This is a genomic window from Corynebacterium sp. LaCa54 (assembly GCF_046717495.1).
In the GTDB taxonomy this organism is placed as follows: domain Bacteria; phylum Actinomycetota; class Actinomycetes; order Mycobacteriales; family Mycobacteriaceae; genus Corynebacterium; species Corynebacterium kefirresidentii.
In genome coordinates this window covers 1627962-1651264 of sequence record NZ_CP177115.1, presented here as the reverse complement: position 1 = coordinate 1651264, position 23303 = coordinate 1627962, and the positions used below count along the sequence as shown (strand labels likewise).

Below are 23303 nucleotides of genomic sequence, written 5' to 3'. Positions count from 1 at the left end.
GACTTTGCCGCCCAGAACAGCCATAATGGCCTCTGTGACGAGCGTAGTTTCTAACCAAGGTATGACAGCACCACGTGCTGCCTCACTGAACCGACCAAATATGGTCAGTGTGGGCACCATCGTGTTCCTGTCTCAGGAATTGATGTTCTTTGCCGGACTGTTCGCGATGTGGTTCACCTCGCGAGCAAACGGTCAAGAAGGCGACTGGGCGGAGCACACCGCCCATATCAACCTGCCCATGGGTTTCCTCATTACGGCAGTGCTGATTACTTCTTCTGTGACCTCTCAGTTCGGCGTGTTTGCCGCAGAAAGGGGTGACGTTTACAAGCTTCGACTCTGGTACACCGTGACGCTGGTACTGGGCGTTGTGTTCCTGTGCATCATGGCATTCGAGTGGACCGAGTTGATTCACGCAGGTGTGACTGTGCAGTCCAGCGTCTTCGGTTCGGTGTTCTACATCATCACCGGCTTCCACGCTGCGCACGTGACCGCAGGTCTGATTTCTTTTGCAATCATCCTGGCGCGCGTTGCTAAGTCCAAGTTCACGCCGGCGCAGGCGACCGCCGCAATGGCAGTGTCTTACTACTGGCACTTCGTTGACGTTGTGTGGATCGGCGTCTTCACCGTTATTTACTTGGTCCAGTAGAACTGGCCACTATCCCCAAACAGTCCTCCCGTGTTCGAGTTATCTAAAGGAAAATGATGGATAACAATTCGCAGTCCGTGGCAGTGGAGCAGACCACTGCGGCGGCTAAGAAGACCCGCCGTCGCCGCAAGGCGAAGCGCACCATTGCCGGTGGCTTCGCTTTGGCGATTGGCCTGTCCGGTGCGGGCGTCTTGGCTTCTGCCTTGACCCCAGACGCACAGGTCGCCACGGCGGAAAAAGATGACCAAGCCCTCGTTCAGGAGGGCAAGGACATCTATGACACCGCTTGTATCACTTGCCACGGTGCCAATCTGCAGGGCATCGAAGGCCGCGGTCCCTCCCTCGTTGGCATCGGCGCTGGTTCTGTGTACTTCCAAGTACACTCTGGCCGTATGCCGATGATGTCTAACGATGCGCAGGCAGAGCGCAAGGCTCCGCGTTACACCGAGCAGCAGACTCTGGCATTGGCTGCATACGTAGCAGCCAATGGTGGCGGCGCAGACATCGTTTACAACGATGACGGAAGCGTTGCCCAGGAATCCCTGCGTGGTGCTAACTACAATGGCGAAATCCAAGCAGAAGACGTAGCGAAGGGCTCTGAGCTCTTCCGCATGAACTGTGCATCTTGCCACAACTTCACCGGCCAGGGTGGCGCGCTGTCCTCCGGTAAGTTCGCTCCTGAGCTTGCCCCGGCAAGCGAGCAGGAGATTTACCAGGCAATGCTGACCGGCCCGCAGAACATGCCTAAGTTCTCCGACCGCCAGCTGACTGCAGACGAGAAGAAGGACATCATTGCCTACCTCAAGTCTGCAAAGGAAACTCCTTCCCCAGCAGGTTGGGACCTTGGTAGCCTCGGCCCCGTAGCGGAAGGCCTGGCAATGTGGATTATCGGCATTAGCGCCCTGTGCGCCGCCGCTATGTGGATTGGATCGCGCTCATGAGCAATGTAAAGAAGAATTACACTAATGCTGAGCTCGATAAGATGAGCAACGATGAACTCGCTGCTCTAGGTACCGAGCTCGATGATGTCACCGTCGCGTTCCGCAAGGAGCGCTTCCCGGTTGAAGGCGACCCGGCTGAAAAGCGTGCGGGCCGCAACGTCGCCATCTGGCTTTTCCTGTCTGTCATCGGCGGGCTGGGATTCCTCGGCGTTTACCTGTTCTGGCCGTGGCAGTACAAGCAGCTAGGGGAGGAGGGCCACATTTGGCACACCCTCTACACTCCTTTGCTGGGTATTACCGCCGCACTCGCAATTTGTGCGTTGGGTATCGCCATTGTTCAGTACGTTAAGAAGATCCTCCCAGAGGAGATTTCCGTACAGCGTCGCCATGACGGTCCTTCCGAAGAGGTTGACCGTCGTACCTTGACCGCGTTGCTGAATGATTCTTGGAAGACTTCCACCCTTGGTCGCCGTAAGACCGTTCAGGGGCTGTTGGGCGGAGCCGGCGTTCTGTTCGGCCTGACTGTGATTGCACCGCTGGGCGGCGCAATCAAGAACCCATGGAAGGTTCGCCACAACCTGAACTACGCCGGTGACGGAACTCTGTGGACCTCCGGCTGGACCCTTCATAATGAAGGTGTCAAGCTTTACCTGGCCCGCGACACCGGTACCATCGCTGAGAAGCACTCCGGTGAAACCGGCGAGCACTACAGCACCAAGGGCGTTACCCGCCTGGTTCGCGTGCGTCCGGAGGATCTGGCAGCAGGCGGTATGGAGACCGTCTTCCCGCTGGCAGAAGAAGACGTCAACGATGGCGATAAGTACGATGCCGAGCGCGATGTCTACGAGCACCACATGCACTCAATTCACGGCAACCGCAACGCCGTGATGTTGATCCGACTGCGTCACAACGATGCGCAGAAGGCCATCGAGCGCGAAGGTCAAGAAGACTTCCACCACGGCGACTACTACGCCTACTCCAAGATCTGTACTCACATCGGTTGCCCGACCTCTCTCTATGAGGCTCAGACCAACCGAATCCTGTGTCCATGCCACCAGTCGCAGTTCGACGCTTTGCACTACGGCAAGCCGGTCTTCGGTCCTGCAGCCCGTGCACTGCCACAGCTGCCTATCACGGTGGACGACGAGGGCTACCTCGTTGCACAGGGCAACTTCATTGAGCCTGTCGGCCCGGCATTCTGGGAGCGTAAGTCATAATGAGCAATAAACTCGCCCAAATGGGCAACAATATGGATGAGCGTTATAGCGCCGCCGGTGTGCTGAGGACTCAGCTGAACAAGGTCTTCCCGACCCACTGGTCCTTCATGCTCGGTGAGATGGCGCTGTACAGCTTCATCATTCTTGTACTGACCGGTATCTACTTGGCGTTGTTCTTCGACCCTTCCATTACGAAGGTCATTTACGACGGCACCTACGCACCGTTGAACGGTGTGGAAATGTCTCGCGCTTACGCCACTGCGCTGGACATCTCTTTTGAGGTTCGTGGCGGTCTGTTTGTGCGCCAGATGCACCACTGGGCAGCCCTGCTGTTCATGATGTCCATGGTGGCTCACATGCTCCGCATCTTCTTCACCGGCGCATTCCGCCGTCCACGTGAAGCAAACTGGATCATCGGCTGCGCACTCATCTTGCTGGGCATGATCGAGGGCTTCCTCGGTTACTCCCTGCCGGATGACCTGCTTTCCGGTGTTGGTCTGCGAATCATGTCCGCCATCATCCTCGGCCTGCCTATTATCGGTACCTGGCTGCACTGGGCAATCTTCAGCGGTGACTTCCCGTCTGACCTGATGCTGGATCGTTTCTACATCCTGCACGTTCTGGTCATTCCGGGCATCATCCTCGGCCTGATTGCTGCCCACCTGATTATGGTTTGGTTCCAGAAACACACCCAGTTCCCCGGACCGGGCCGTGCCGAGAACAACGTCGTTGGTGTCCGCATTATGCCGGTCTTTGCTACCAAGGCAATTGGCATGGGCATGATGGTCGCCGGCGTACTTGCTCTGATGTCTGGTCTGCTGACCATCAACGCCATCTGGACGCTTGGACCATACAACCCGTCCCAGGTCTCCGCCGGTTCTCAGCCGGATATCTACATGCTGTGGACTGATGGTGTTGCCCGTGTCATGCCAGCTTGGGAGCTCTACATTGGCAACTACACCATTCCTTCCGCGTTCTGGGTTGCTCTGCTGTGTGGTCTGATGGTCGTACTGCTTATGGCATATCCATTCTTGGAGAAGAAGTTCACCGGTGACGATGCACACCACAACCTATTGCAGCGTCCGCGCGATGTTCCTACCCGTTCCGCTATCGGCGCAGCTGCCATCGTATTCTTCTTGCTGGTCACGCTGTCCGGTGGTAACGACCACGTAGCGCACTTCTTCCAGATTTCGCTCAACGCGATGACCTGGGTTGGTCGTATCGGCTTGATCATCTTGCCTCCGATTGCATACTTCATGACCTACCGCATCTGCGTTGGTCTGCAGCGCTCCGACCGTGAGGTTCTGGAGCACGGTATCGAGACCGGCGTTATCAAGCAGATGCCGAATGGTGCCTTCATTGAGGTTCACCAGCCGCTCGGCCCGGTTGATGCCGATGGTCACCCAGTTCCCCTCGAGTACGCAGGTGCTCAGGTTCCAAAGCAGCTCAACCAGCTCGGCTTGGCGGATTCCGAGACTCAGGGCACCTTTAGCCCTGACGATGAGGCGCTCATGCACCGCGTCCATGAAATCCACTCGGATAACCACGATGAGGAAGCGGAGATGTTCCGTCGCCTCAACGAGGCTAACCGCCGCGAGGACGAGGAAAACGGCCGCATCTAAGCCCTTTTCCTGAGGATTACTCGAAACACGCTCATAGACCCACCCTGCTCCTCCTGAAGGAGCAAGGGTGGGTTTTGCGTTTTGCTGGCCCAATACTTCTCTAGGTGCTGTTGTTGTTGAGGTGTAATCCCGAAGCGCAGAAAGAGTACTGGAATGGAGCCCCTACGCTGCGGGCGGCCTTGGAGCATGGAGGAGCAATGTTTAGACGATAAACGCGTGAGAAGTCCATGGAGTTCCTCGGCAGGCGTTCATAGCCGGGCTTGTTGTTTTCGTTTGGCGTTGTCCCTACGGGCAGTCAGGCTTCGATGCTGCTTCTTGTAGGGGCTTTCTCAAGTTCCTTGTAGTTACGCCCTATTTTCTAGTCTCGCGGTGACCTTCACTATGGGTTTCGGTTAAAGATCTGTACGCGGCGAGAGGCCGATACTGCTCGGCTATGTAGGGAGGTTCGACTGTCGTGAAGGGGCTACAGTGCGGTGGAGTAGAAGGGGTTAACTTACGGCTAAATAGGGCCATCAAATGTGTTAGTGGCTAAAGTCACAAATTAGAACTTGCTTAATTGTTGAGTGTCAGCATTGTGAACATACGGCTTTGAGCGGTGTGGTCTGAGCTTTGATATTTATGCAGGTAGTAGGTTTATAAGTTCTGCTAGCGGTGAACTTATTTCGTTCTATGGGTGATAAGTCTCGTCTAGGTCAAGGGAAGGTAACGAACCGATAACAAAGCAAAATTGGGTAGTGCGAATGGACATCGGTTGTAATGATTTCGTAACCTATTCGAGACATTGAGTTACCGCCCGAAAGGTGCTCAATCTAAACAGAAGAATTACAGCGCCGCATCTGGCTCCTCCTACTGAGGGGCCGAGTGGAGGAAATCCTAAAGGAACGGATTTCCAACGAACGCTAGTCCCCCAGGGTCAGAGCTTCTCTTAGTAGAGAAGTAGGCGCGCAGGAAGATTTGGAGTTTTTCTAATGGCACAGCACCGTCGTCAGGGCATTAAGAACACCCGTCGAATCGCATCTACCGCAGCACTGGCTGCCACCGCAGCTGTCGTTGCGCCAGGCGTAGCGCAGGCGGCAGAGGTCGTCGTACCTAATACTGACTACCGCTTCGAGGTAGCAGGTCTGGAAAACGTCCCGAATATTGACCAGGTCCCGAACATTGACCGCTACGTTCCGTCTTTGGGCCAGGTTTCTGACCAGCAGAACACCAACTACGCAGCCGCCGGCCACAAGCAGGCAGCTCCGGCACAGCAGACCGTTGGTCAGAAGGCGCTGGCAGCAGCCCGCTCCGTTATCGGCTCCCCGTACGTTTACGGCGCTGCAGGCCCTAACGCCTTCGATTGCTCCGGCCTGACCAGCTGGGCATACGCTCAGGCTGGCAAGCAGATTCCGCGTACCTCTCAGGCACAGGCCTCCGGTGGTACTCCGGTTTCGCTGGATCAGCTGCAGCCGGGTGACATCATCGCTTACTACGGTGGTGCTTCCCACGTCGGCATCTACACCGGCCACGGCACCATCATTGACGCTTTGAACTCCGGTGTTCCGGTTCAGGAGCGCGACATGAACTACATGCCGATTCACTCCGCTGTCCGCTTCTAATAGGTTGCGGATAGAGCCCTCCCTTCCGTGGGAGGGCTTTGTTGTGCATTAGGGGGTAAAACCCGCTATAATTGATGCGATTTTTAAATTCCTCTTAGTCTAAGGGTCCTTACGTGTCTAAACGAGTACTTCCCGTAGCTGCAATCGTGGCAGCTCTTGCTGTGTCGTCGGTTTCTGGGATTTCGCAGGTAGTTGCGCAGGAAGCGGCGCCGCAACAGGAAAACGCCACGGAAGATATGGACGCGTTGGTGGAGCGCGTTGGCGAGGTTGCGCGCAAGGTTTCCGCCAAGAATGAAGAAGTAAAAGAGCTAGAAATCAAGCTCGAGGAAAAACAGGCGGAAGTCTCTGATTCTGAGAGCGCAGCCGCTGAGGCGCAAACTCGGGCGGATGAGGCGAAGGGTGACGTGACCGCGCAGCAGAGCCGCGTCGATGACCTCGCTCAGTCGCGCTACCGCGGCGATTCTCGCTCCGCTGTATCGGGAGCGCTGGCTGCAGAAAATCCTTCCGATGCAGTTGAGCGCATGGGTTACCTCGGCGCGCTTTCCCGCCAGGCGCAGCGCACCCTTGATGCAAAGGCGAGCGCCGCTTCGACGGCGGAGGGAGAAAAGCACAAGGCTACTGAAGCCGCTACTAAGGTACGCGAGGAAAAGAAGGCGCTAGAAGAGCAGCGCGAGAAGCTCCTCAAGGAAAAGGAGGAGCTGGAAAAGCAGCAAGAGGACATCGAGAAGCAGGTAGACGCCCTCGATGAGCAACAGCGTCAGGCCTGGGAAGGGCAGTTCGGCGGTACCGATAAGCCTGATATGGATTTGGGCGAGGTTGCTGATGGTGCCGCTTCCGCTGCTCTGTCGAAGCTGGGTGCACCTTATGGCTGGGGCGCTGCAGGCCCAGATCAATTTGATTGCTCTGGGCTGATGTTCTGGGCGTATCAGCAGATTGGCAAGTCGATTCCACGTACGTCGCAGGCTCAGATTGCTGGCGGCACCTCGGTACCGCTAGAGGACCTGCAGCCGGGCGATATTGTGGGTTATTACCCTGGTGTCACTCACGTGGGTATGTACATCGGTAATGGGCAGGTGGTCCATGCCTCTACCTATGGCGTGCCTGTTCAGGTGGTGCCGTTGAAGTCCATGCCGATTACCGGAACGGCGCGGTACTAAGTGGCCCGCGTTCTGCTGGTAACCAATGATTTCCCGCCCAAGATCGGCGGGATTCAGTCTTACCTCCGGGATTTTTTAGCAACCTTAGATCCGCGCGGCGTCGTGGTATTTGCCTCGACTCAGGAGTCGCCGGCGGAATTCGATGCCGCGGTGGACTACAAGGTTATCCGTTGGCCTCGCCGAGTGATGCTGCCGACGCCGGCCACGGTGCGCCGCATGCAGGAGATTATCCGCGCCGAGGGCATTGACATCGTGTGGTTCGGTGCAGCTGCGCCCCTTGCCTTGATGGGCAAGGCCGCTAAAGAGGCAGGAGCCACCCGTGTGGTTGCTACAACCCACGGACACGAGGTGGGGTGGTCGATGCTGCCCGTCGCCAGGCAGTGCCTGCGCCGCATTGGTGATCACGCCGACGTCATTACTTATATCTCTGAATACACCCTGCGTCGGTTGCGCCGAGCATTTGGGCCGAATCCGCGGTGGGAGCATTTGCCTTCCGGCGTGAGTGTAGAAGGACTTTTCCCGGCCACACCGGAGCAACGTGCAGCTGCAAAGGCTGAGTTCGGTGTCAGCGGGCCGACTATCGTGTGCATATCGCGGTTCGTACCCCGCAAAGGCCAGGATCAGCTCCTACGCGCCATGCCCTTAGTACGTGGAGAATTCCCCGATACGCAGCTACTTCTTATCGGGCGCGGGCGCTATCGCCGGGCCTTAGAGGAACTGGCGGATATCTACTGCCCGGATGCGGTGATTCAAGAAGCAGAGAGCATTGAGACTGCCTTGCACGCGGCGGATATCTTTGCCATGCCGGCGCGCACTCGCGGCGGCGGTCTGGATGTTGAGGGCCTAGGCATTGTCTACTTGGAGGCCCAAGCGTGCGGCCTGCCGGTTATTGCCGGAAACTCCGGCGGAGCACCGGAGACAATGACGGAGGATACCGGAGTCGTCGTCAATGGCTCATCGGTGCAGGAGCTGGCAGAGGCAGTAAAGTCTCTTTTGGCGAATCCGCAGCGTAGGCTCAGCATGGGGCAGGCGGGGCGTCGCCATGTAGAAGCTCATTGGACCTGGCGGATTATGGGCCAGCGATTGCGTCGGCTGATGTCCTGATGTGACCCTAACCAGGTTGTCGGTATATTCTGTTATGCATGCTTAAGAACAACTCCGCCGATCTCACTATCGGCTTTGACGTCGGTGGCACCAACGTGCGCGGTGGAGTGATCACTCGGGAAGGGGAAATTCTCGCGAGCCGTACCGTTCCCACTTCTATGGACGTCGAGCAACTGGAAGCGGACATAGTGGGTATCGTCGAGGAACTGCGCGCTGAATATACAGTGGATGCGGTTGGCCTCGCATTGGCGGGATTTCTGGATCCTTCGTGCGAAGTAGTGCGCTTTGCCCCGCATCTTCCATGGCGGCAAGCCCACGTGCAGGAGTCGCTTTCGCGCAAGCTAGACATGCACGTGCGCTTGGAGCATGATGCAAATTCTGCTGCGTGGGGAGAATGGCGCTTTGGTGCTGGTCGTGGCGCGGAAGATTGGGTCTTTTTTGCAGTGGGAACCGGAATCGGCGCCACGCTGATGACGCATGACACCATTTACCGCGGTGCGTTCGGCACCGCACCAGAGTTTGGGCATATCGTGGTGTCTCCTAATGGGCGGCAGTGCTCGTGTGGCAAGCGTGGCTGTTTGGAGCGTTATGCCTCCGGGACTGCCTTGCCGGATACCTGCGCCGATCTGCGTGAACATTATGAGACTTCGTTGCCGGCGGAGCCTACAGGTAAAGAAATTACCCAGGCAGCGCGTAGGGGAGACCCGCTTGCTGTAGCGGTGATGGAAGACTTCAGCCGGTGGCTAGGTCAAGGCCTGTCCATTGTGGCCGATGTCCTCGATCCAGAGCTCATAGTGCTTGGCGGCGGCGTATCTCAAGACGCGGACTTGTACCTCGAAGGGGCCACCAAAGCCATGGGGCAAGATATTGTCGGGGCAGGGCATCGCCCCCTCGCACGTGTTGCCACCGCGGAATTGGGGTCTGCAGCGGGTATGATTGGCGTAGCCGATTTGGCCCGTAGCGGCCGTTAGAACGAACAAAGGACGACCTGGCGATGAAAAACAAGTGGTACTGGGCTTTTAAGTACATATTCTTCGGACCTGTCCTGCGCGTATGGAATCGCCCGTGGACCGAGGGAATTGAAAACATCCCAGCGGAAGGGCCCGCGATTTTGGTCTCGAATCACCAAGCTGTGATGGATTCTTTCTTCTTTCCTTTGGTATGCCCTCGCCAGATTACCTTTCCAGCTAAGTCGGAATATTTCACCACCCCTGGGTTCGTCGGTAGCTTGCAGAAGTGGTTTTTTACTTCGGTAGGCCAAGTCCCCATCGAGCGCGATAGTGAAGACGCTGGCGATGCCATTGTGCAAACCGCAGAAAGCATCTTGTCCCGCGGGGACCTTTTCGGTATTTACCCGGAAGGCACCCGTTCTCCGGATGGTCGCGTTTATAAGGGCCGCACCGGCATGGCGCGCATTGCGATGGAGACTAACCAACCGGTTTTCCCCATTGCGATGATCAACACGTGCAAAGCTAATCCCATTGGCTCGTGGATTCCTCGCCCCTTCAAGGTCGGCGTGCGGGTGGGCGACGCCATCTGGCCGCATGAGTGGGCCAAAGAGCGCGGTATGAATCCAAAAGAGCATGAGACGATCCGTGCCTTTACTGATTTTGTGATGCGCAATTTGGCCGAGATGAGCGATAAGCCTTATGTTGATGTGTACGCCTCCGATGTGAAGGCTTCACTCAAAGCTGGCCATGGTTACCCCGCCGGCGCAGAATACAAGGGGAGGTAATCACTATTCCCAAGGCCCGCTTAGCCTGGCCAGATACCGCTAAAGGCGTATCCATTATCGGCGTCGTGCTGCTGCACGTCACGCTGGTAGTTCCAGAAGGTGAGCTAACGTGGTTGGCTGCCCTAAACGTATGGCTGGACCCGCTCCGCCTACCCTTGTTCTTTCTCGTATCCGGCTATTTCTCTACCAAGATTTTTCGCTATTCTTTTAGCGAGCTATTTACTCGACGCCTGTGGTTTTTCCTCGTTCCCTATACGGTGTGGATGACCGTTGAACTATGGACCAAGCGCATCGAATATCACTGGGTTTTCGGTGATCCCTATCTCCAGGTTACTGAGCTACTGTATAACCTGCTTTTGGGGCACACGATGGCTTGGTTTATTCACTCGCTCATTTTGTTCAATATATTTTTGTGGGCCGTGCGCAAGCTGCCAGCGTGGGCGGGCATAGGACTAAGTTTTGCACCGCTGCTTTTTATAGCCTGGCAGGACCACTATTTTTTCATCGGCAAGGCAATTATGTTCTTGCCCATTTTCGTGGGGGCGGCCTATTTGCGTGGACCAATTACGCGGTTTGCCGACGCCGCCGAAGCACCCTTCAAGGGCAACTTCCACACAGGATCGCTATGGGTATATTGTGCGGCCATCATTAGCTACATCACGGGACTGTCCCTCCGCCAAACCTGGAATGCTATCGAAGGTGACGTAGCTGTGCAGTGGCCATTGCCAGGTGGGGACGTCCTCGGCCGGGGCGATTTAGATCTCTTGATTCGCTTTGCAGAGCAAACGCTCGAAACCCCAGCGGGCATCGTCGGTGCGGTCATCATCAGCCATATTCCGGCGCTTTCCACCTTCGTAAAATTTGTCGGCCGGCACACGTTGCCCATTTACTTGGCCCACCCCATTGGTATGACGGTGGGATTCGGGTTCTTCATGGCCCACCGAGACTACGCGGTGAGCCTGGCCGGCGCGTGGCCCATGGAAAATACCTGGTTCTGGATTGGAGCCTGCTTTTTCTACTCGGCAGTGGCCTCGGTGGCACTGTGGGCGCTGGGCAAGGTACCTATCCTTGGGTGGACGCTGGTTCCACCGCGGATTGATAAGCGCCGGCCCGTCGTAGAGCCAATGGTAGCGAACAAAGAACCAGCAGGGCAGTAACGATGGCGTAATCATTGCCCACGATGTGCTGCCACCAGGCCCAGCTTAGCTCTTGGCCATTGGCATGAGGCACGAGCCAGTGCCCGCGAGCCAGAAGCGCCAGCCACGTTAGTGCGGCAAACCCCCAGTGGCGACGGGCCACCAGAAGCACTCCCGCCAAAACGAGCCAGGTAAAGTGGTGCGACCACGACACCGGCGAGCACAGCAGCGAAACTGATGCGGCCAGAAGCATGAGCACCGCTTGGTTCTCCTGTGAGAGACGCTCCATGGTAAACCAGACGAGGGCAATGACGAGGAGAACAGCTACGAGCCATAGCTTTTCGGCGTGTTCTGGGGCTAGGCGGCTGAAGAATCCGCGCAGAGATTGGTTGGAGCTATAGGCAAGGCCGCCAATGCGGTTGGAATCGCGCAACGTATCGCTCCAGTACTGGATGGAACTATGCGGATTGCAAGCAAAGGCAAGGAGACCCGCGGCTAGGAAGGCGCCTAGCGCGCTGAAAAATGCGCGCCATTCCCTGCGGACAAAGAACACGGCGAGGAATACTGCGGGGGTGAGCTTGATAGCCATTGCAATACCGGTCAGCACGCCGCGGCCACGGCTGGGGCTAAGCCAGAGGATATCCACCACCACTAGTGCGGTCAGCAAGATATTGACCTGCCCGAAGCTAAAGGTCTCCGTGATCGGCTCAGTAAGCATTGCGGCCAAAAGCGCCCAACCTGCCCAGCCAGGGCAGCGCAAAGCACGCAGAACGAGGGCTACGCAGCCCCAAAGCGCAGCAAAGGAAGCGATAGATATGAGGATGCTTGCGGCGGTGAGGGGAATCCAGCTCAATGGGACAAAAAGCAGCGCCGCAAACGGCGGGTAGGTAAAGGGGAGAGAGACATCGCGATTGCTGCCCACTAGGTAATCTTTGGCATATAAATCGCTGCCAAAGCCGGCACCGCCTTCGCGGTAAACGTCGAGGTCAATGTGGTAGTAGGTGGAGAAATGGCCGGAGAAAAGCTCCGGAATATCAATCAGCCACCAAAGGGCCACGAGGGCAGATAGGCACAAGGGAAATGCAGTAAACCACACAGACTTCTTCACGCCAGAAGTGTACAACTGTCTCTTTAAGGAGCCAATTTACCGCCCCGGATAAGGCGACGCTAGGCTTGGGAGACGTGCGCTACTTCTATGACACCGAATTTATCGAAGATGGACAGACCATTGAATTGGTCTCCATCGGCATCGTCGGTGAGAATGGCAGCGAGTACTACGCTGTGTCTACGGATTTTGATCCGGCAAAGGCCAATTCTTGGGTAAAAGACAATGTATTAGCCAAGTTGCCCAGCCCCCGGGATCCAGTGTGGAAACCTTTGGAGACCATCCGCACGGAGGTCTTTGAATTCCTGACCCAAAGTTCCACTCCGATAGAGCTGTGGGCGTGGGTGGGAGCCTACGATCACGTGGTATTGGCGCAGTTGTGGGGAGATATGGCCGGGCTGCCTAGGCGGATGCCGCGCTATACCCGCGAGCTCAAGCAGTACTGGGAGTTTGCAGGACGACCAAGCTTGCCCGCCGTGCCAAAGGGCAATCATGATGCGCTTGTCGACGCCCGCCATAACCTTGCCAAGTTCCGTGCCTGCGCCCAGGTGCTTCCGCTCTCTAAGGGCAATAGAATCAATATCTAGAATTTAACTAACGCGCTATAGGTCCTTAATGGTTAAATAGCAGTGTGAGTTGGACAGTAGATATTCCGCAAGGCGTTCTCCCGGACCTTCCACCATTGCCTGAGGGCATCGAGGAAGTCTTCCAAGACGTCATCAAGCGTGATGCAAAGCAGCAGCCAAGCTGGGATCCCTCCCAGGCCAATAACGTGCGCAAAATTCTCGAATCCGTGCCTCCTATCGTGGTTGCGCCCGAGATTGAAGCGCTCAATAAGAAGCTGGCAGACGTTGCCCTAGGCAAGGCTTTTTTGCTGCAAGGCGGCGACTGTGCAGAAACGTTTGAGTCAAATACCGAGCCGCATATCCGCGGCAATGTGAAAACGCTGCTGCAGATGGCCGTGGTGTTGACCTATGGTGCCTCGGTTCCCGTGGTGAAACTGGGCCGCATCGCCGGCCAGTACGCCAAGCCGCGTTCCTCTGATACGGATTCTAACGGTCTGTTGAACTACCGCGGTGACATTGTCAATGGCGTGGAGCCAAGCGAGGAGGCGCGCCGTCACGACCCTGCCCGCATGATCCGCGCCTACGCAAACTCTTCGGCGGCAATGAACCTGGTACGTTCGCTAACCTCGTCTGGAACTGCGGATCTCTACCGCCTGCATGAGTGGAACCGTGAGTTCGTGCGTAAATCTCGCGCTGGTGCCCGCTACCAGGACCTAGCCCGTGAGATCGAAAACGGCCTGAACTTTATGAATGCCTGCGGCGTGCACGATGACACCTTGCGCTCTGCCGATATCTACTGCTCGCACGAAGCATTGCTGAAGGACTACGAGCGCTCCATGCTGCGCTTGGGCTTGGATAATAACGGCGATACCAAGCTCTACGATCTTTCTGCGCACCAAGTATGGATTGGTGAGCGCACTCGAGGTATCGAGGATTTCCACGTGAATTTTGCGGCGATGATTGGCAACCCAGTGGGCATCAAGCTGGGGCCAGGGGTAACCCCAGAGCAGGCCGTGGAGTACGCAGAAAGGCTCGACCCGAACCGCGAACCTGGTCGCCTGACCATGATTTCGCGCATGGGCCACGATAAGGTCCGAAGCGTTCTACCTGCCATCGTGAAGGCAGTGGAAGACTCAGGCCACAAGGTGGTTTGGCAGTCTGATCCGATGCACGGCAATACCTTTACCGCATCCAATGGTTATAAGACTCGCCACTTTGACAAGATTGTGGACGAGGTCCAAGGCTTCTTTGAGGTCCACCGTGAACTGGGCACCCATCCGGGTGGCGTGCACCTCGAGTTCACCGGTGAAGACGTCACCGAGTGCCTAGGCGGTGCCGAGGACATCACCGACGTGGACCTGCCGGGCCGCTATGAGTCTGCCGTAGATCCGCGCTTGAATACACAGCAATCGCTAGAGCTGTCCTTCCTCATTGCGGAGATGCTGCGTAACTAAATCCACAGGTTCGGCGTCATGCCATAAAGCGAAGAACCGAACCACCACCCGCCGATCGCCACCGCGCCAACAGCAATCGCTACCACTAGTAGGAAAAGAACTAGTGAAAGCGGATTGCGGTTGGTCAACGGACGCTCGGCGGGTTCTTCTTGTGCGCTGTGGACCGGTTGCTCAGGGACAGACGCCGACACCGGTGGTGGCGCAGATGCAGCTGCCGGGGCAAACGGCTCGAGGGGGGACTCGGCCGTGGAATATGGCTGCGGTTGTGGCTGCGGCCCTGGAGCGGCCTCCGCCTGAGGCATATCCAGTTTTGTTTCAAAACTAAGGCGCTGCGGCGGGATGACTTCTGTCGGGCCACCGTCAAGATGTTCCGTTTCGTCCTGCGAGATGCTGCGAGTGGGCTCAAAGATCTCGGTGGCTCCTGTGCCAGAAAAATCCGTAGGAGCCTGTGCCGTGCGCGCTGCCGCAGCGTTCCTTGGCACGGGGATGGTCACGTCTGGGAGATCGAGCTCTCGGCAGACGTCATCGAGTGCCTCGAGAAACTCGCCGGCGTCGGAGAAGCGCTCACGGGGATCACGGGCGGTGGCGGTGGCCACGAGGGCGTCGACAAGCTTGGGCACACCAGAGATACGCGACGACGGCGCGGGGACGTCGGAATTTAAGCGGGCCGTGGCATGCGCCATGGGAGTATCGCCAGAAAAGGGAACGGTGCCGGTAAGCAGCTCGAAGAGGACAATACCGGCTGAATATACATCTGAGGCCGGGGTAATTTCCTCACCTGTGACTTGCTCTGGCGCAAGGTAGGACACGGTGCCCACAATCATGTTTGTCGTGGCTTCGGCATTGGTGGCGCGCACCAGCCCAAAATCGCCCACCTTTACTCGGTGGTGGGAGGTAATAAGCACATTATCGGGTTTGATGTCGCGGTGGATGAGCCCGGTGGAATGCACCTCCTCTAGGCCGCGGAGAACATTGCGCAGGGTAGAGGTGGCCGCCTGCACTGGGAAGGGGCCGCCTTCGGCCAGAAGCTCGCGCAGCGTACCGCCATCGATGAGCTCCATGATGAGGTAGATGGGCTCACCATCGGCCGAAAAGTCGTGAATAGCCACGAGGTTGGGATGCTGCAAACGAGCCATGGCGCGGGCCTCGCGCGAAAAGCGCTTGATAAAAACTGGGTCATCGGAATAGCGCTCGTCCATGACCTTGGCCGCTACCGCTCGCCCAAGCCGCATGTCCACGCAACGATAGACGGTAGACATGCCACCGCGGGCAATGGGGCGATCGATGCGGTAACGGTTTTCCAGCACGTCACCAATTTCCAACCTAGTCATGCTTCCCAGTATGGCTGATCCTCTAGCCCGCGTTAAAGTAGAGAACGTGACTAATGCAGAAAAATCCCTAGATACCTTGCTCGCTAACGAAGAACTGCTCAGCATGCAGCAAGTAGCAGAAAAGCTAGACTTGCCCATTACGCGCGCCTATGACCTGCTGCAGGACCGAAAGTTCATCGCCTGGGATTCCCCAGAAGGAAAGCGGGTGCCGCTGGCCTTCTTCAATGATAAAGGTGTCATTGCCAAGCATGTGACCGCGGCGATTACCGTATTGACCGACGGCGGCTATAAGGACACCGAAATCTTCAAGCACCTCTTTACTGAGGATGATTCACTGCCGGGCCGCCCCATCGATGCCTTGCATGGTCACCTCGCCCGCGAGGTTATCCGGCGTGCTCAGGCTGCCGCTTTTTAGGCACGCCTTCAAATATCCACTGAATGGCAAACCATGCCACCACGATCATCCCGATGACCCAGAACCAGTTGTAGAGCTGGTGATTGCCATCGCCGGAGAAGGAGACGCCGATAAACAGGGCCACGCCGGAGGCGAATTTAATAAGCCATAATGGCGGCCGGAACGTGCCCATCAGGGTAAAGATGGAGGCGTAATACCACGGCAAGGTCACGGCATTGAAGACAAAGGCGACCTGGTAGGCGGCCGCGGTGCCCATGACAGCGTCGCGGTCGTCCTTGCGGCATAGCCACCACACCGCCACCAGTCCGATGAGCATGCAGGCCATTGCGATGCTGCGCAAGACAGCCAGGATGGCGTTATAGGAAGCATCCGGCATAAAGATTTGCACGGCGGGGAAGATTACATCAGTGGCTAGGGTTGGCCCCGCAAGCGGGTTGATCACCTTGGAATTGCCGCTTACCTGAGACAACCAGCCCCAAGACGTTCCCGAAATCCATGTGATGAGGGCTACCGCAGCGATGATTTCTACCAGCGCAGTTAGGCCAGAAAGCACAAAGACGAATAGCGACCGCCACTTGCTAGAGCCTTTGGGCGCGTAGTAGTGAAGCATCATCCATACAATGAAAGGTGCCGCAATGACGGCAGTGGCCTTCATCGCCACTGCCGTGCCTACGAGGAGGAGGGCGGCGTGGAAATGCCTGTTCAAAGCTGCTAGCAGCCCGATAGATACGAGACCCACCATGAGAGATTCATTGTGCATGCCGCCGATGAGGTGCAAGATAATGACTGGGTTTGCCACGCCGAGCCACAAAGCTACCGCCGGATCAGCGCCGAGTTTCGAAGCGATGCGGGGGATAGACCAAGCGATGGTGATAAAACCTAATAGGGAAAGAACCTTATACGCGGCGACACCTGCGGTGACGTTGTCACCCACCAAGCCGGTGACCAATTCACCTATCCATAAATGAAGGGGGCCATAGGGCGTGGTGGTATTGCGCCAGTCCTGGGAAACCTCAAGAAGGAAGGGGCCTGGATTGACAGCAGCACCTTCGGTATAAGGATCGAAGCCGTCGCGGACCATTGCGCCCTGCATGAGATAGGAATACACATCGCGCGAAGCCAGGGGACCGGCAAATACAAGGGGAGTGACCCAGGCAAAGAGGATGCGCTGGATATCGCGTAAGCCGCCCTTGGGGCGAGGGTTAGTAAGCTGCGGGCGAATAATGGTGCGCCCAGCGAGTACCCAAGCCGCAGCTAAGAGGAAAATGCCCACCCAGTACAGCGCAAGACCGAGATTGCGCCCGTGACCATAAGACAAGAAGCCAATATTTAGCGCCTCAAGGAGCCCGCCGCGGTTCCGGGTAGCGCCGCCGGAGAATGAGGCAAACAGCAAAATACAGGATGCCGATAATCCCAGTGGTAGCGCGCGCGGAATGGGAAAGGAGTACGTCTTTGACACGGCAAAAACCTACTTGTGGCGAGCCGTGGCCTTGATTGCCAACTGCTCTAGGGTTTCGGTTACCGCGGGATCTACTCGTGCGGCGCGCAGGTGCTGCAAACCGGATTGCGTCAGTGATGCGATGCGGCGCTCAATCTCTTCCGGTGCGCCCGAATCAGCGATAATCTGCGCTAAGCGCGATAGCTCCTGGGGATCTGAGGTGTGACCGATGAGCTTGCGTAGGGTGGCCGCAGCCTGCGGGTCGGATTCATCCGCGCGACGAAGCGCTAGCGCCAAAAGCTCGGTGCGTTTTCCTTCGCGCAGATCATCACCGGCAGGTTTGCCGGTTACGGCGGGATCGCCAAAGACACCCAATTGATCGTCGCGCAACTGGTAGGCAATGCCGATATCTTGCCCGTAGCCGCGGAAGGCTGCGATAAGTTCTTCGCTAGCACCGGCAATCGAGGCGCCCAAGTGCAATGGGCGTTCAATGGTATAGGCGGCCGTTTTATAGCGGTTGACGGAATTGGCAAGCTCTACGGATTCGGAACCGGCCGCCTCCAAAGAGATATCTAAAAGTTGTCCGCCAATGACTTCAGTTCGCATGCCGCGCCACGGGCTGCGAGCTCGGTGTAAAGCTGCCGCACTAAGACCGGAGTCCTGGAACATGTCCTCCGCATACACCAGCGCTAGATCGCCGACCAAGATTGCTACGGACGTGCCAAAAAATTCTGGGTCCCCCAAGTATCCCGACTCGCGGTGCAGCTTTTCGACGCCTCGGTGCACCGTAGGATTGCCGCGCCGGGTATTTGAAGCATCGATAATGTCATCATGGATGAGCGCACATGCCTGGATAAATTCCAGGGAAGCGGCCGCACGGAGCATGGCCTCCGGGTCTTCTTCTCCGCGACCAGCAGCGAGGTATCCTGCCCAGGCATAGGTGGGGCGCACCCGCTTGCCGCCGTCAAGCACGAAGGATTCCAAAAAGCTCACGGCCTTAGTTACAGGGGCACCAATTGCGGCCACCTGCTCTCGGCGTTGATCAAGAAAGGCAGCGAGTTCTTCGCGTACCGCACCGGGAATGTCCGCCAGCTCAGGAATATTTTGCATAGTCACATCCCACACGATACCGCCTAGAGCACTTAAGAAATAACAGAGGTTTACAGCGGCAGCCTAGCGCCCAAGATGGCAAAAGGGCGGGCATCGGCGGGGTAGAGGTGATTGCGGAGGACATCGAAAAAACCGGCGGACCTATAGAGGCGGAAGGCACCGTTGTCCTCGTTTGGTACTTCAGGCGTGGACAATAGGGCATAACGCGCCGGGGCATTCCATAACAATCCCTCTAAGAGCTTTTTACCCAGGCCGTGTCCCTGGTATTGCGGCAATACGTGGATCTCCGCCAATTCGTAGTAGTTGCGTACGATGTCCCACTGCTCTTCAGTGGGACCGCCTTGCAAACGTAGCCCGCGACGAAGCTCAGCGTCCCACCAGCTATCCGGAGAACCTAGAAACCCATAGGACACCCCAACGATGCCGTCGTCCTGGGTGGCTATCTGCGCGCTGAATCCAGGGCGCGTCAAGTCACGTCGCCAGCTGGAGATGCGGCTGTGCACGATGGCGGGGTTGTAGTTCATTGCCTCGATATGGATTTCAACCAATTGAGGGGCCAGTAAGGAAAACTCCGGCGGGGTTAGGCGGCGAATTTCAAAGCTCACAGTATCTATGACACCAGAAGTCTGGCCCAGAGGCGGACAGTGGGGCGAACTCTGTCTTTCGGACGCGGTGTTAAAAAGTCGAACAATCGGCCTTATAGAACCTTGTGCGCAGGGTATACCCTTGTCTAATTCGAACAGGTGCACTATTCTTAAGGGTGAAATGTCCGGCGGCTTCCTTAGGGTCAATGGGCAAAACCAACGACGTTATTTATTTAGTTAAGGACAAAGGCAATGGCACAGATTATTTCGGCAACGCGTACCCGTTCTAATGGCCGGGCGGGCGGCAAGCGAGCGCGGTTCCTCTTTCAGGCTCGAGAATTATTGGATGCCGCACGCGGTTATGCGGCTGAGGGGAGGTTCGATCAAGCTTTAGAGGTGGCGTACCAATCGGCCCTTCGCACCGCGGGGGCGCGGGTAGCTGCATCGGCGGTGGCTCGACGTCGCCGCCTCCCCTCTAGCGCATGGGACCGGCTAGCGCTCGTAGGTGTGGAGGAAAAGCGGTGGGCTGAATCTTTTAAGGGCTATTCGCGTACCCGCGCTCGCGTAGCATCGGGCTTGGATGAAGTCCCGGGCGAGGATTTTGTCTACGGTCTTATGCAGCGTGCTGCACAGTTCTTGGATGAAAGTGAGTTAGAGACTTCTTTTGGCTCTTTTGCTGCGTAGTCACTGCGTGGGGGCGCTCACTACCTTTTAGGGAACATACTGATTATTCTGGGCGTTAGTATAAGTAGAACTATTGCCGCCCGAAGCCCAAACCCTAGTTGGAGGAACAGTGTCTCTTTCTGAACAGGAGCAGCGTACGCTCCGTGAAATTGAGGAATCGTTACTTGCTGATGATCCTAAGTTTGGCGCTTCCGTTTCTGAGCCTGCGTCGTTCGGTGGCTCTGGCGGCGCGGTAACCCTGCGTGGCGTAGCACTCGTTGTTGTCGGTCTATGCATGCTCATTGGCGGTGTTGCCCTCGCGCAACAGAGTCTGTGGTTTATTGCGCTTTCCATTGCGGGCTTTTTAGTGATGTTTGCCGCTGGTGTGTGGATGCTGCGCGGTGATGGCTCCGGCTATTCGGTGAAGAAGCGTGATTCTGGTGCCCGTGCAAAGAAGTCTGCCGCCCGTAGGGGCGGAGTCAGCGATAAGCTGGAGGAAAACTTCCGCCGCCGTTTTGAGGGGCGTTAGCGCTTCTCATTTTCAAGCTCACCCCGGTCGACCTAGCAAAGGTTGACCGGGGATTTTTGTATCCAACCAAAATTCCCCACTTTGCCCCACCGGAGAAGCGTTCGGTGGGCTGTTGTGGGGTAGCTTTCCCGTTAGCCCAGTCAAAACGCCTCGATAACACAGGATATGGGGGAGGTGAGGGGATCGGGGCGCATTATATTGGTGTTGCGGGTGGGGTGTAAGGGGTGGCGGTAATGGGCTGTCAAGGCCATTTAGGGGATTTCTTCCCACTGAAAAAACTGCTATCTAGCTGCGGGAAATTGTGGACTAACTGAAGGACACGCGGCAATAAGTGGGTTAGGTGGGGGAAAGTGGGGTAGAGTGGGGCGCAGCGGAGGAAAGAGGGGCTTCAACGTCTCGATTCTGAAGTGAGAGAATCCGGAGTTTTCGAGTAAGGAAGGTGGATGCCGGGATGTTTCTCGGAACCTACACTCCGAAGCTCGATGACAAAGGACGTCTTACGCTTCCGGCAAAGTTTCGCGATGAACTCGCGGGTGGCCTCATGGTCACCAAGGGGCAGGACCACTCGTTGGCCGTGTACCCACGGGAGGAGTTTGCGGCACGAGCACGGAAGGCAGCGGCGGTTTCTCGAACCAACCCAGAAGCACGCGCTTTCATTCGCAACTTGGCAGCAAGTGCGGACGAACAGCGACCGGACGGGCATGGTCGAATCACGTTGTCCGCGGGGCATCGGGAGTACGCGAACCTGTCCAAGGAATGCGTTGTGGTTGGCTCTGTGGACTTTCTCGAAATTTGGGACGCGGCCGCGTGGGCCGAGTACCAGTCGCAAACTGAAGATGCTTATTCGGCCGCAGATGCCGATGACGTACTGGCGGGCTTGCTCTAAGCCTGCACAAGAGTGCGTGTAAGGACTCTGTCCGAGGCGGATGATTCTGGTGTACTTCCCCGATATCAGAAACCTGCCTCGGACAGGGCCCTATACGCACTCGCATGCTTTCCACCACTGGAAGTCCGGGATTCGAAGAAAGGGGGTTGCGGGGAGACATGGCTATTGAAAACCTAAATTATGACGTGGCTGATAATCACGGCCATGTGCCTGTCATGCGCGAGCGCATGGCCGATCTCCTACGCCCCCAAGTAGAAACGGCGGGGGATAAAGCCGTGCTTGTTGACGCCACCTTGGGCGCCGGCGGCCACACCCGCTATTTTCTAGAAGCTTTCCCCAATGTCCGAGTGATTGGCGTAGACCGCGATCAGCAGGCGCTGCGCAACGCAACCGAACGTCTAGCTCCTTATGGCGATCGCTTCATTGGCGTCAACGCTCGCTTTGATGAGTTGGGCAGTGCCATTGCGGAAGGCGAGGGCTATAACTTTGATCTGGCCCGCAGCGTTGGCCTTGCGGGAGCCCTCTTTGACCTTGGCGTTTCTTCGATGCAGCTCGATCAGGCGGATCGCGGATTCGCGTACAAGACGGATGCACCGCTGGATATGCGTATGGATCCCTCGCAGGGGATTACTGCGGCGGATGTGCTCAACACCTATTCGCACGGTGATTTGGCTCGGATCCTCAAGACCTATGGCGATGAGCGTTTTGCCGGGAAAATTGCCTCGGCTGTACTGAAGGAGCGCGGTAAGGAGCCTTTCACTAACTCCGCGCGCTTAGTTGAGCTGCTTTACGACGCCATTCCGGCCGCGACCCGGCGTACAGGGGGACACCCCGCGAAGCGCACCTTTCAAGCCTTGCGCGTCGAGGTCAACCGCGAGTTGGAGGCTATCGAAAATGTGCTGCCGGTTACTACCCAAGCACTATCGGTAGGAGGCCGTGCCGTATTTATGAGTTACCAGTCCTTGGAAGACCGCATCGTGAAGGCGGCCTTTAAAGAATTGACCACGTCCACAACTCCGGCCGGACTGCCAATGGACCTTCCTGGCACCGCGCCGAAATTCACAATCGTGACGCGAGGCGCGGAAAAGGCCTCCGAAGAGGAGATTGCAGAAAATTCCCGGGCCGCGTCGGTGCGTGTTCGTGCCATCGAAAGGCTCGAGGGAATGCCAGAATTTCTACCGCCGGGAGGCAGGCCATGAGCACAATCCCACGTCGAAACCACCTAAAGACTGACAGCCGCGACAGAGAGGCCACTCGCACCATGGGCGCCAGCCGAGACTTCACCACCGGAATCGATACCGGAGCCCCGACGGCGCTGCGTGAGCGTCCCAGCACGAAGCGTGCCCCGAGCCGCACCCGGGTTCCGCACCGCAGCCGCAGCACGAACCGCCTGGGATCGAAGCAGGTTGTTAGCTTCCGCGGCCGGCAGCTGCAGCCGCAGACTAAGAAGAGCGGGCTGTTTGCCGGCCTGTCTGTCATCGCGCTTACGCTTCTCATCGTCGGCGTAGCTGTGGCAATGTGGCTGTCCGGTTTGTCTACCAAGCAAACCTTTGCCATCCAACAGCTCACCGTTCAGGATTCCCAACTGGATAACCAGATTGAAACCCTCAACCGTGATGCAGAAAATCTCAGCTCTTCTGCAGACATCGCGCGCCGTGCGGATGAAATGGGCATGGCCATTCCTAAGCAGCCAGGTATTGCGGAAGTCGGCGGCGATGGAAAGATCGTCGATAAGCGCGAAGGCACCCCGGATACGGAAAAGCTTATTGACGTAAACGGAGAACCTATCCGCCCCAGCCAAGCTTCCAGCGACCCGAAGGATACTGAAGGCCTCTCGGATTCCTTAAACGCCGTGCCGCAAGGCCAACAGCGCACCACCCGCGGCGGTGATGCCGGGAATACCGGCGCCGCGCAGGATGACGCGCGCCCCAACCTTCCCGCACGTGCGCCGTACGCCAGCCGCGCCGAGTAGTCGGAGTAGCTAGGAAAGAATATTCGGTGAAAATGATGATGCTCGCGCGTGGTGGCGCGGGCATTCTGACTTTTGTAGGGCACAATCAATACAC

Annotated in this window: 23 protein-coding genes; 18 read left to right on the top strand and 5 right to left on the bottom strand. The window is 57.1% G+C overall.

What is annotated here, in order from left to right:
- Window positions 1–61 precede the first annotated feature (61 nt).
- The 10 genes from ACLI1M_RS08030 (at window position 62) to ACLI1M_RS07985 (ending at window position 11177) form a co-directional block, all read left to right on the top strand.
- A complete protein-coding gene (locus ACLI1M_RS08030) occupies window positions 62–646 on the top strand; it encodes a heme-copper oxidase subunit III (protein WP_193387608.1) in 585 nt (194 codons plus the stop codon).
- 53 nt (window positions 647–699) lie between these two features.
- A complete protein-coding gene (locus tag ACLI1M_RS08025; protein WP_049361051.1) occupies window positions 700–1587 on the top strand; it encodes a c-type cytochrome in 888 nt (295 codons plus the stop codon).
- Entirely contained in the window at window positions 1584–2804 is a 1221-nt protein-coding gene (locus ACLI1M_RS08020; protein ID WP_023021176.1) for a ubiquinol-cytochrome c reductase iron-sulfur subunit, read from the top strand. The genes ACLI1M_RS08025 and ACLI1M_RS08020 overlap by 4 nt, the downstream gene beginning before the upstream one ends.
- Window positions 2804–4426, top strand: a complete 1623-nt coding sequence (locus ACLI1M_RS08015) for a cytochrome b (RefSeq protein ID WP_023021177.1) — start codon at window positions 2804–2806, stop codon at window positions 4424–4426. Before ACLI1M_RS08020 ends, ACLI1M_RS08015 begins: the two co-directional genes overlap by 1 nt.
- 968 nt (window positions 4427–5394) lie before the next feature.
- On the top strand, window positions 5395–6024 hold the full coding sequence (locus tag ACLI1M_RS08010; protein ID WP_200288857.1) for a C40 family peptidase: 630 nt from the start codon (window positions 5395–5397) through the stop codon (window positions 6022–6024).
- A 113-nt stretch (window positions 6025–6137) separates the two neighbouring features.
- Window positions 6138–7181: a C40 family peptidase gene (locus tag ACLI1M_RS08005; protein ID WP_200288858.1), complete on the top strand. Its 1044-nt coding sequence runs from the start codon at window positions 6138–6140 to the stop codon at window positions 7179–7181.
- On the top strand, window positions 7182–8285 hold the full coding sequence (locus tag ACLI1M_RS08000) for a glycosyltransferase family 4 protein (protein WP_284835831.1): 1104 nt from the start codon (window positions 7182–7184) through the stop codon (window positions 8283–8285).
- A 38-nt stretch (window positions 8286–8323) separates the two neighbouring features.
- A complete protein-coding gene (locus ACLI1M_RS07995) occupies window positions 8324–9256 on the top strand; it encodes an ROK family protein (protein WP_239204393.1) in 933 nt (310 codons plus the stop codon).
- 23 nt (window positions 9257–9279) lie between these two features.
- A complete protein-coding gene (locus tag ACLI1M_RS07990; protein ID WP_248099872.1) occupies window positions 9280–10020 on the top strand; it encodes a lysophospholipid acyltransferase family protein in 741 nt (246 codons plus the stop codon).
- A gap of 65 nt (window positions 10021–10085) precedes the next feature.
- Window positions 10086–11177 carry a hypothetical protein gene (locus ACLI1M_RS07985; protein WP_248099874.1) on the top strand — a complete coding sequence of 364 codons (1092 nt, stop codon included), beginning with the start codon at window positions 10086–10088 and terminating at the stop codon, window positions 11175–11177.
- Here ACLI1M_RS07985 and ACLI1M_RS07980 read toward each other — a convergent pair.
- Entirely contained in the window at window positions 11083–12264 is a 1182-nt protein-coding gene (locus ACLI1M_RS07980; RefSeq protein ID WP_248099876.1) for a glycosyltransferase 87 family protein, read from the bottom strand. The genes ACLI1M_RS07985 and ACLI1M_RS07980 overlap by 95 nt on opposite strands.
- A gap of 74 nt (window positions 12265–12338) precedes the next feature.
- Between ACLI1M_RS07980 and ACLI1M_RS07975 the strand changes: the two genes are divergently transcribed.
- Together ACLI1M_RS07975 and ACLI1M_RS07970 are read left to right on the top strand one after the other, a co-directional pair.
- Window positions 12339–12848, top strand: a complete 510-nt coding sequence (locus ACLI1M_RS07975; RefSeq protein WP_239204554.1) for a polyadenylate-specific 3'-exoribonuclease AS — start codon at window positions 12339–12341, stop codon at window positions 12846–12848.
- A 44-nt stretch (window positions 12849–12892) separates the two neighbouring features.
- Window positions 12893–14281: a class II 3-deoxy-7-phosphoheptulonate synthase gene (locus ACLI1M_RS07970; protein WP_411706498.1), complete on the top strand. Its 1389-nt coding sequence runs from the start codon at window positions 12893–12895 to the stop codon at window positions 14279–14281.
- On the opposite strand, the gene ACLI1M_RS07965 is transcribed toward ACLI1M_RS07970, so the two are convergent.
- Complete coding sequence (locus tag ACLI1M_RS07965) at window positions 14278–15612, bottom strand: protein kinase domain-containing protein (RefSeq protein WP_248099878.1); 1335 nt, start codon at window positions 15610–15612, stop codon at window positions 14278–14280. The genes ACLI1M_RS07970 and ACLI1M_RS07965 overlap by 4 nt on opposite strands.
- Window positions 15613–15622: 10 nt before the next feature.
- Here ACLI1M_RS07965 and ACLI1M_RS07960 point away from each other — a divergent pair, with 10 nt between their 5' ends.
- The gene (locus ACLI1M_RS07960) at window positions 15623–16027 is read left to right on the top strand and encodes an Rv2175c family DNA-binding protein (RefSeq protein WP_023021188.1); all 405 of its coding nucleotides are present in this window, start codon (window positions 15623–15625) and stop codon (window positions 16025–16027) included.
- On the opposite strand, the gene ACLI1M_RS07955 is transcribed toward ACLI1M_RS07960, so the two are convergent.
- The 3 genes from ACLI1M_RS07955 to ACLI1M_RS07945 are packed head-to-tail and all read right to left on the bottom strand — an operon-like array spanning window position 15996 to window position 19180.
- Window positions 15996–17486, bottom strand: a complete 1491-nt coding sequence (locus tag ACLI1M_RS07955) for an alpha-(1->6)-mannopyranosyltransferase A (protein ID WP_239204385.1) — start codon at window positions 17484–17486, stop codon at window positions 15996–15998. The genes ACLI1M_RS07960 and ACLI1M_RS07955 overlap by 32 nt on opposite strands.
- A gap of 9 nt (window positions 17487–17495) precedes the next feature.
- On the bottom strand, window positions 17496–18575 hold the full coding sequence (locus tag ACLI1M_RS07950) for a polyprenyl synthetase family protein (RefSeq protein ID WP_034655886.1): 1080 nt from the start codon (window positions 18573–18575) through the stop codon (window positions 17496–17498).
- A 50-nt stretch (window positions 18576–18625) separates the two neighbouring features.
- Window positions 18626–19180, bottom strand: coding sequence for a GNAT family N-acetyltransferase (locus ACLI1M_RS07945; RefSeq protein ID WP_023021191.1), 555 nt, complete (start codon window positions 19178–19180; stop codon window positions 18626–18628).
- Between the two features lie 231 nt (window positions 19181–19411).
- Here ACLI1M_RS07945 and ACLI1M_RS07940 point away from each other — a divergent pair, with 231 nt between their 5' ends.
- The 5 genes from ACLI1M_RS07940 (at window position 19412) to ACLI1M_RS07920 (ending at window position 23209) form a co-directional block, all read left to right on the top strand.
- On the top strand, window positions 19412–19843 hold the full coding sequence (locus ACLI1M_RS07940; protein ID WP_086587385.1) for an SAV_6107 family HEPN domain-containing protein: 432 nt from the start codon (window positions 19412–19414) through the stop codon (window positions 19841–19843).
- Window positions 19844–19952: 109 nt separating this feature from the next.
- Window positions 19953–20351: a DUF3040 domain-containing protein gene (locus ACLI1M_RS07935; RefSeq protein WP_086587386.1), complete on the top strand. Its 399-nt coding sequence runs from the start codon at window positions 19953–19955 to the stop codon at window positions 20349–20351.
- Window positions 20352–20802: 451 nt separating this feature from the next.
- Window positions 20803–21237 carry a division/cell wall cluster transcriptional repressor MraZ gene (gene mraZ, locus ACLI1M_RS07930; RefSeq protein ID WP_005324499.1) on the top strand — a complete coding sequence of 145 codons (435 nt, stop codon included), beginning with the start codon at window positions 20803–20805 and terminating at the stop codon, window positions 21235–21237.
- Window positions 21238–21395: 158 nt separating this feature from the next.
- Entirely contained in the window at window positions 21396–22436 is a 1041-nt protein-coding gene (rsmH, locus tag ACLI1M_RS07925; protein ID WP_239207524.1) for a 16S rRNA (cytosine(1402)-N(4))-methyltransferase RsmH, read from the top strand.
- Window positions 22433–23209, top strand: coding sequence for a hypothetical protein (locus tag ACLI1M_RS07920; RefSeq protein WP_248099879.1), 777 nt, complete (start codon window positions 22433–22435; stop codon window positions 23207–23209). The genes rsmH and ACLI1M_RS07920 overlap by 4 nt, the downstream gene beginning before the upstream one ends.
- The last annotated feature ends 94 nt before the right edge of the window (window positions 23210–23303 follow it).

What these genes read in the sequence shown, in the direction of transcription:
- mraZ (WP_005324499.1), top strand. Translation starts at nt 20,803, where the DNA reads ATGTTTCTCGGAACCTACACTCCGAAGCTCGATGACAAAGGACGTCTT.
- rsmH (WP_239207524.1), top strand. Translation starts at nt 21,396, where the DNA reads ATGGCTATTGAAAACCTAAATTATGACGTGGCTGATAATCACGGCCAT.
- ACLI1M_RS08025 (WP_049361051.1), top strand. Translation starts at nt 700, where the DNA reads ATGATGGATAACAATTCGCAGTCCGTGGCAGTGGAGCAGACCACTGCG.
- ACLI1M_RS07960 (WP_023021188.1), top strand. Translation starts at nt 15,623, where the DNA reads ATGGCTGATCCTCTAGCCCGCGTTAAAGTAGAGAACGTGACTAATGCA.
- ACLI1M_RS07940 (WP_086587385.1), top strand. Translation starts at nt 19,412, where the DNA reads ATGGCACAGATTATTTCGGCAACGCGTACCCGTTCTAATGGCCGGGCG.
- ACLI1M_RS07920 (WP_248099879.1), top strand. Translation starts at nt 22,433, where the DNA reads ATGAGCACAATCCCACGTCGAAACCACCTAAAGACTGACAGCCGCGAC.
- ACLI1M_RS07950 (WP_034655886.1), bottom strand. Translation starts at nt 18,575, where the DNA reads ATGCAAAATATTCCTGAGCTGGCGGACATTCCCGGTGCGGTACGCGAA.
- ACLI1M_RS07990 (WP_248099872.1), top strand. Translation starts at nt 9,280, where the DNA reads ATGAAAAACAAGTGGTACTGGGCTTTTAAGTACATATTCTTCGGACCT.
- ACLI1M_RS08015 (WP_023021177.1), top strand. Translation starts at nt 2,804, where the DNA reads ATGAGCAATAAACTCGCCCAAATGGGCAACAATATGGATGAGCGTTAT.
- ACLI1M_RS07995 (WP_239204393.1), top strand. Translation starts at nt 8,324, where the DNA reads ATGCTTAAGAACAACTCCGCCGATCTCACTATCGGCTTTGACGTCGGT.
- ACLI1M_RS07965 (WP_248099878.1), bottom strand. Translation starts at nt 15,612, where the DNA reads ATGACTAGGTTGGAAATTGGTGACGTGCTGGAAAACCGTTACCGCATC.
- ACLI1M_RS08020 (WP_023021176.1), top strand. Translation starts at nt 1,584, where the DNA reads ATGAGCAATGTAAAGAAGAATTACACTAATGCTGAGCTCGATAAGATG.
- ACLI1M_RS08010 (WP_200288857.1), top strand. Translation starts at nt 5,395, where the DNA reads ATGGCACAGCACCGTCGTCAGGGCATTAAGAACACCCGTCGAATCGCA.
- ACLI1M_RS08030 (WP_193387608.1), top strand. Translation starts at nt 62, where the DNA reads ATGACAGCACCACGTGCTGCCTCACTGAACCGACCAAATATGGTCAGT.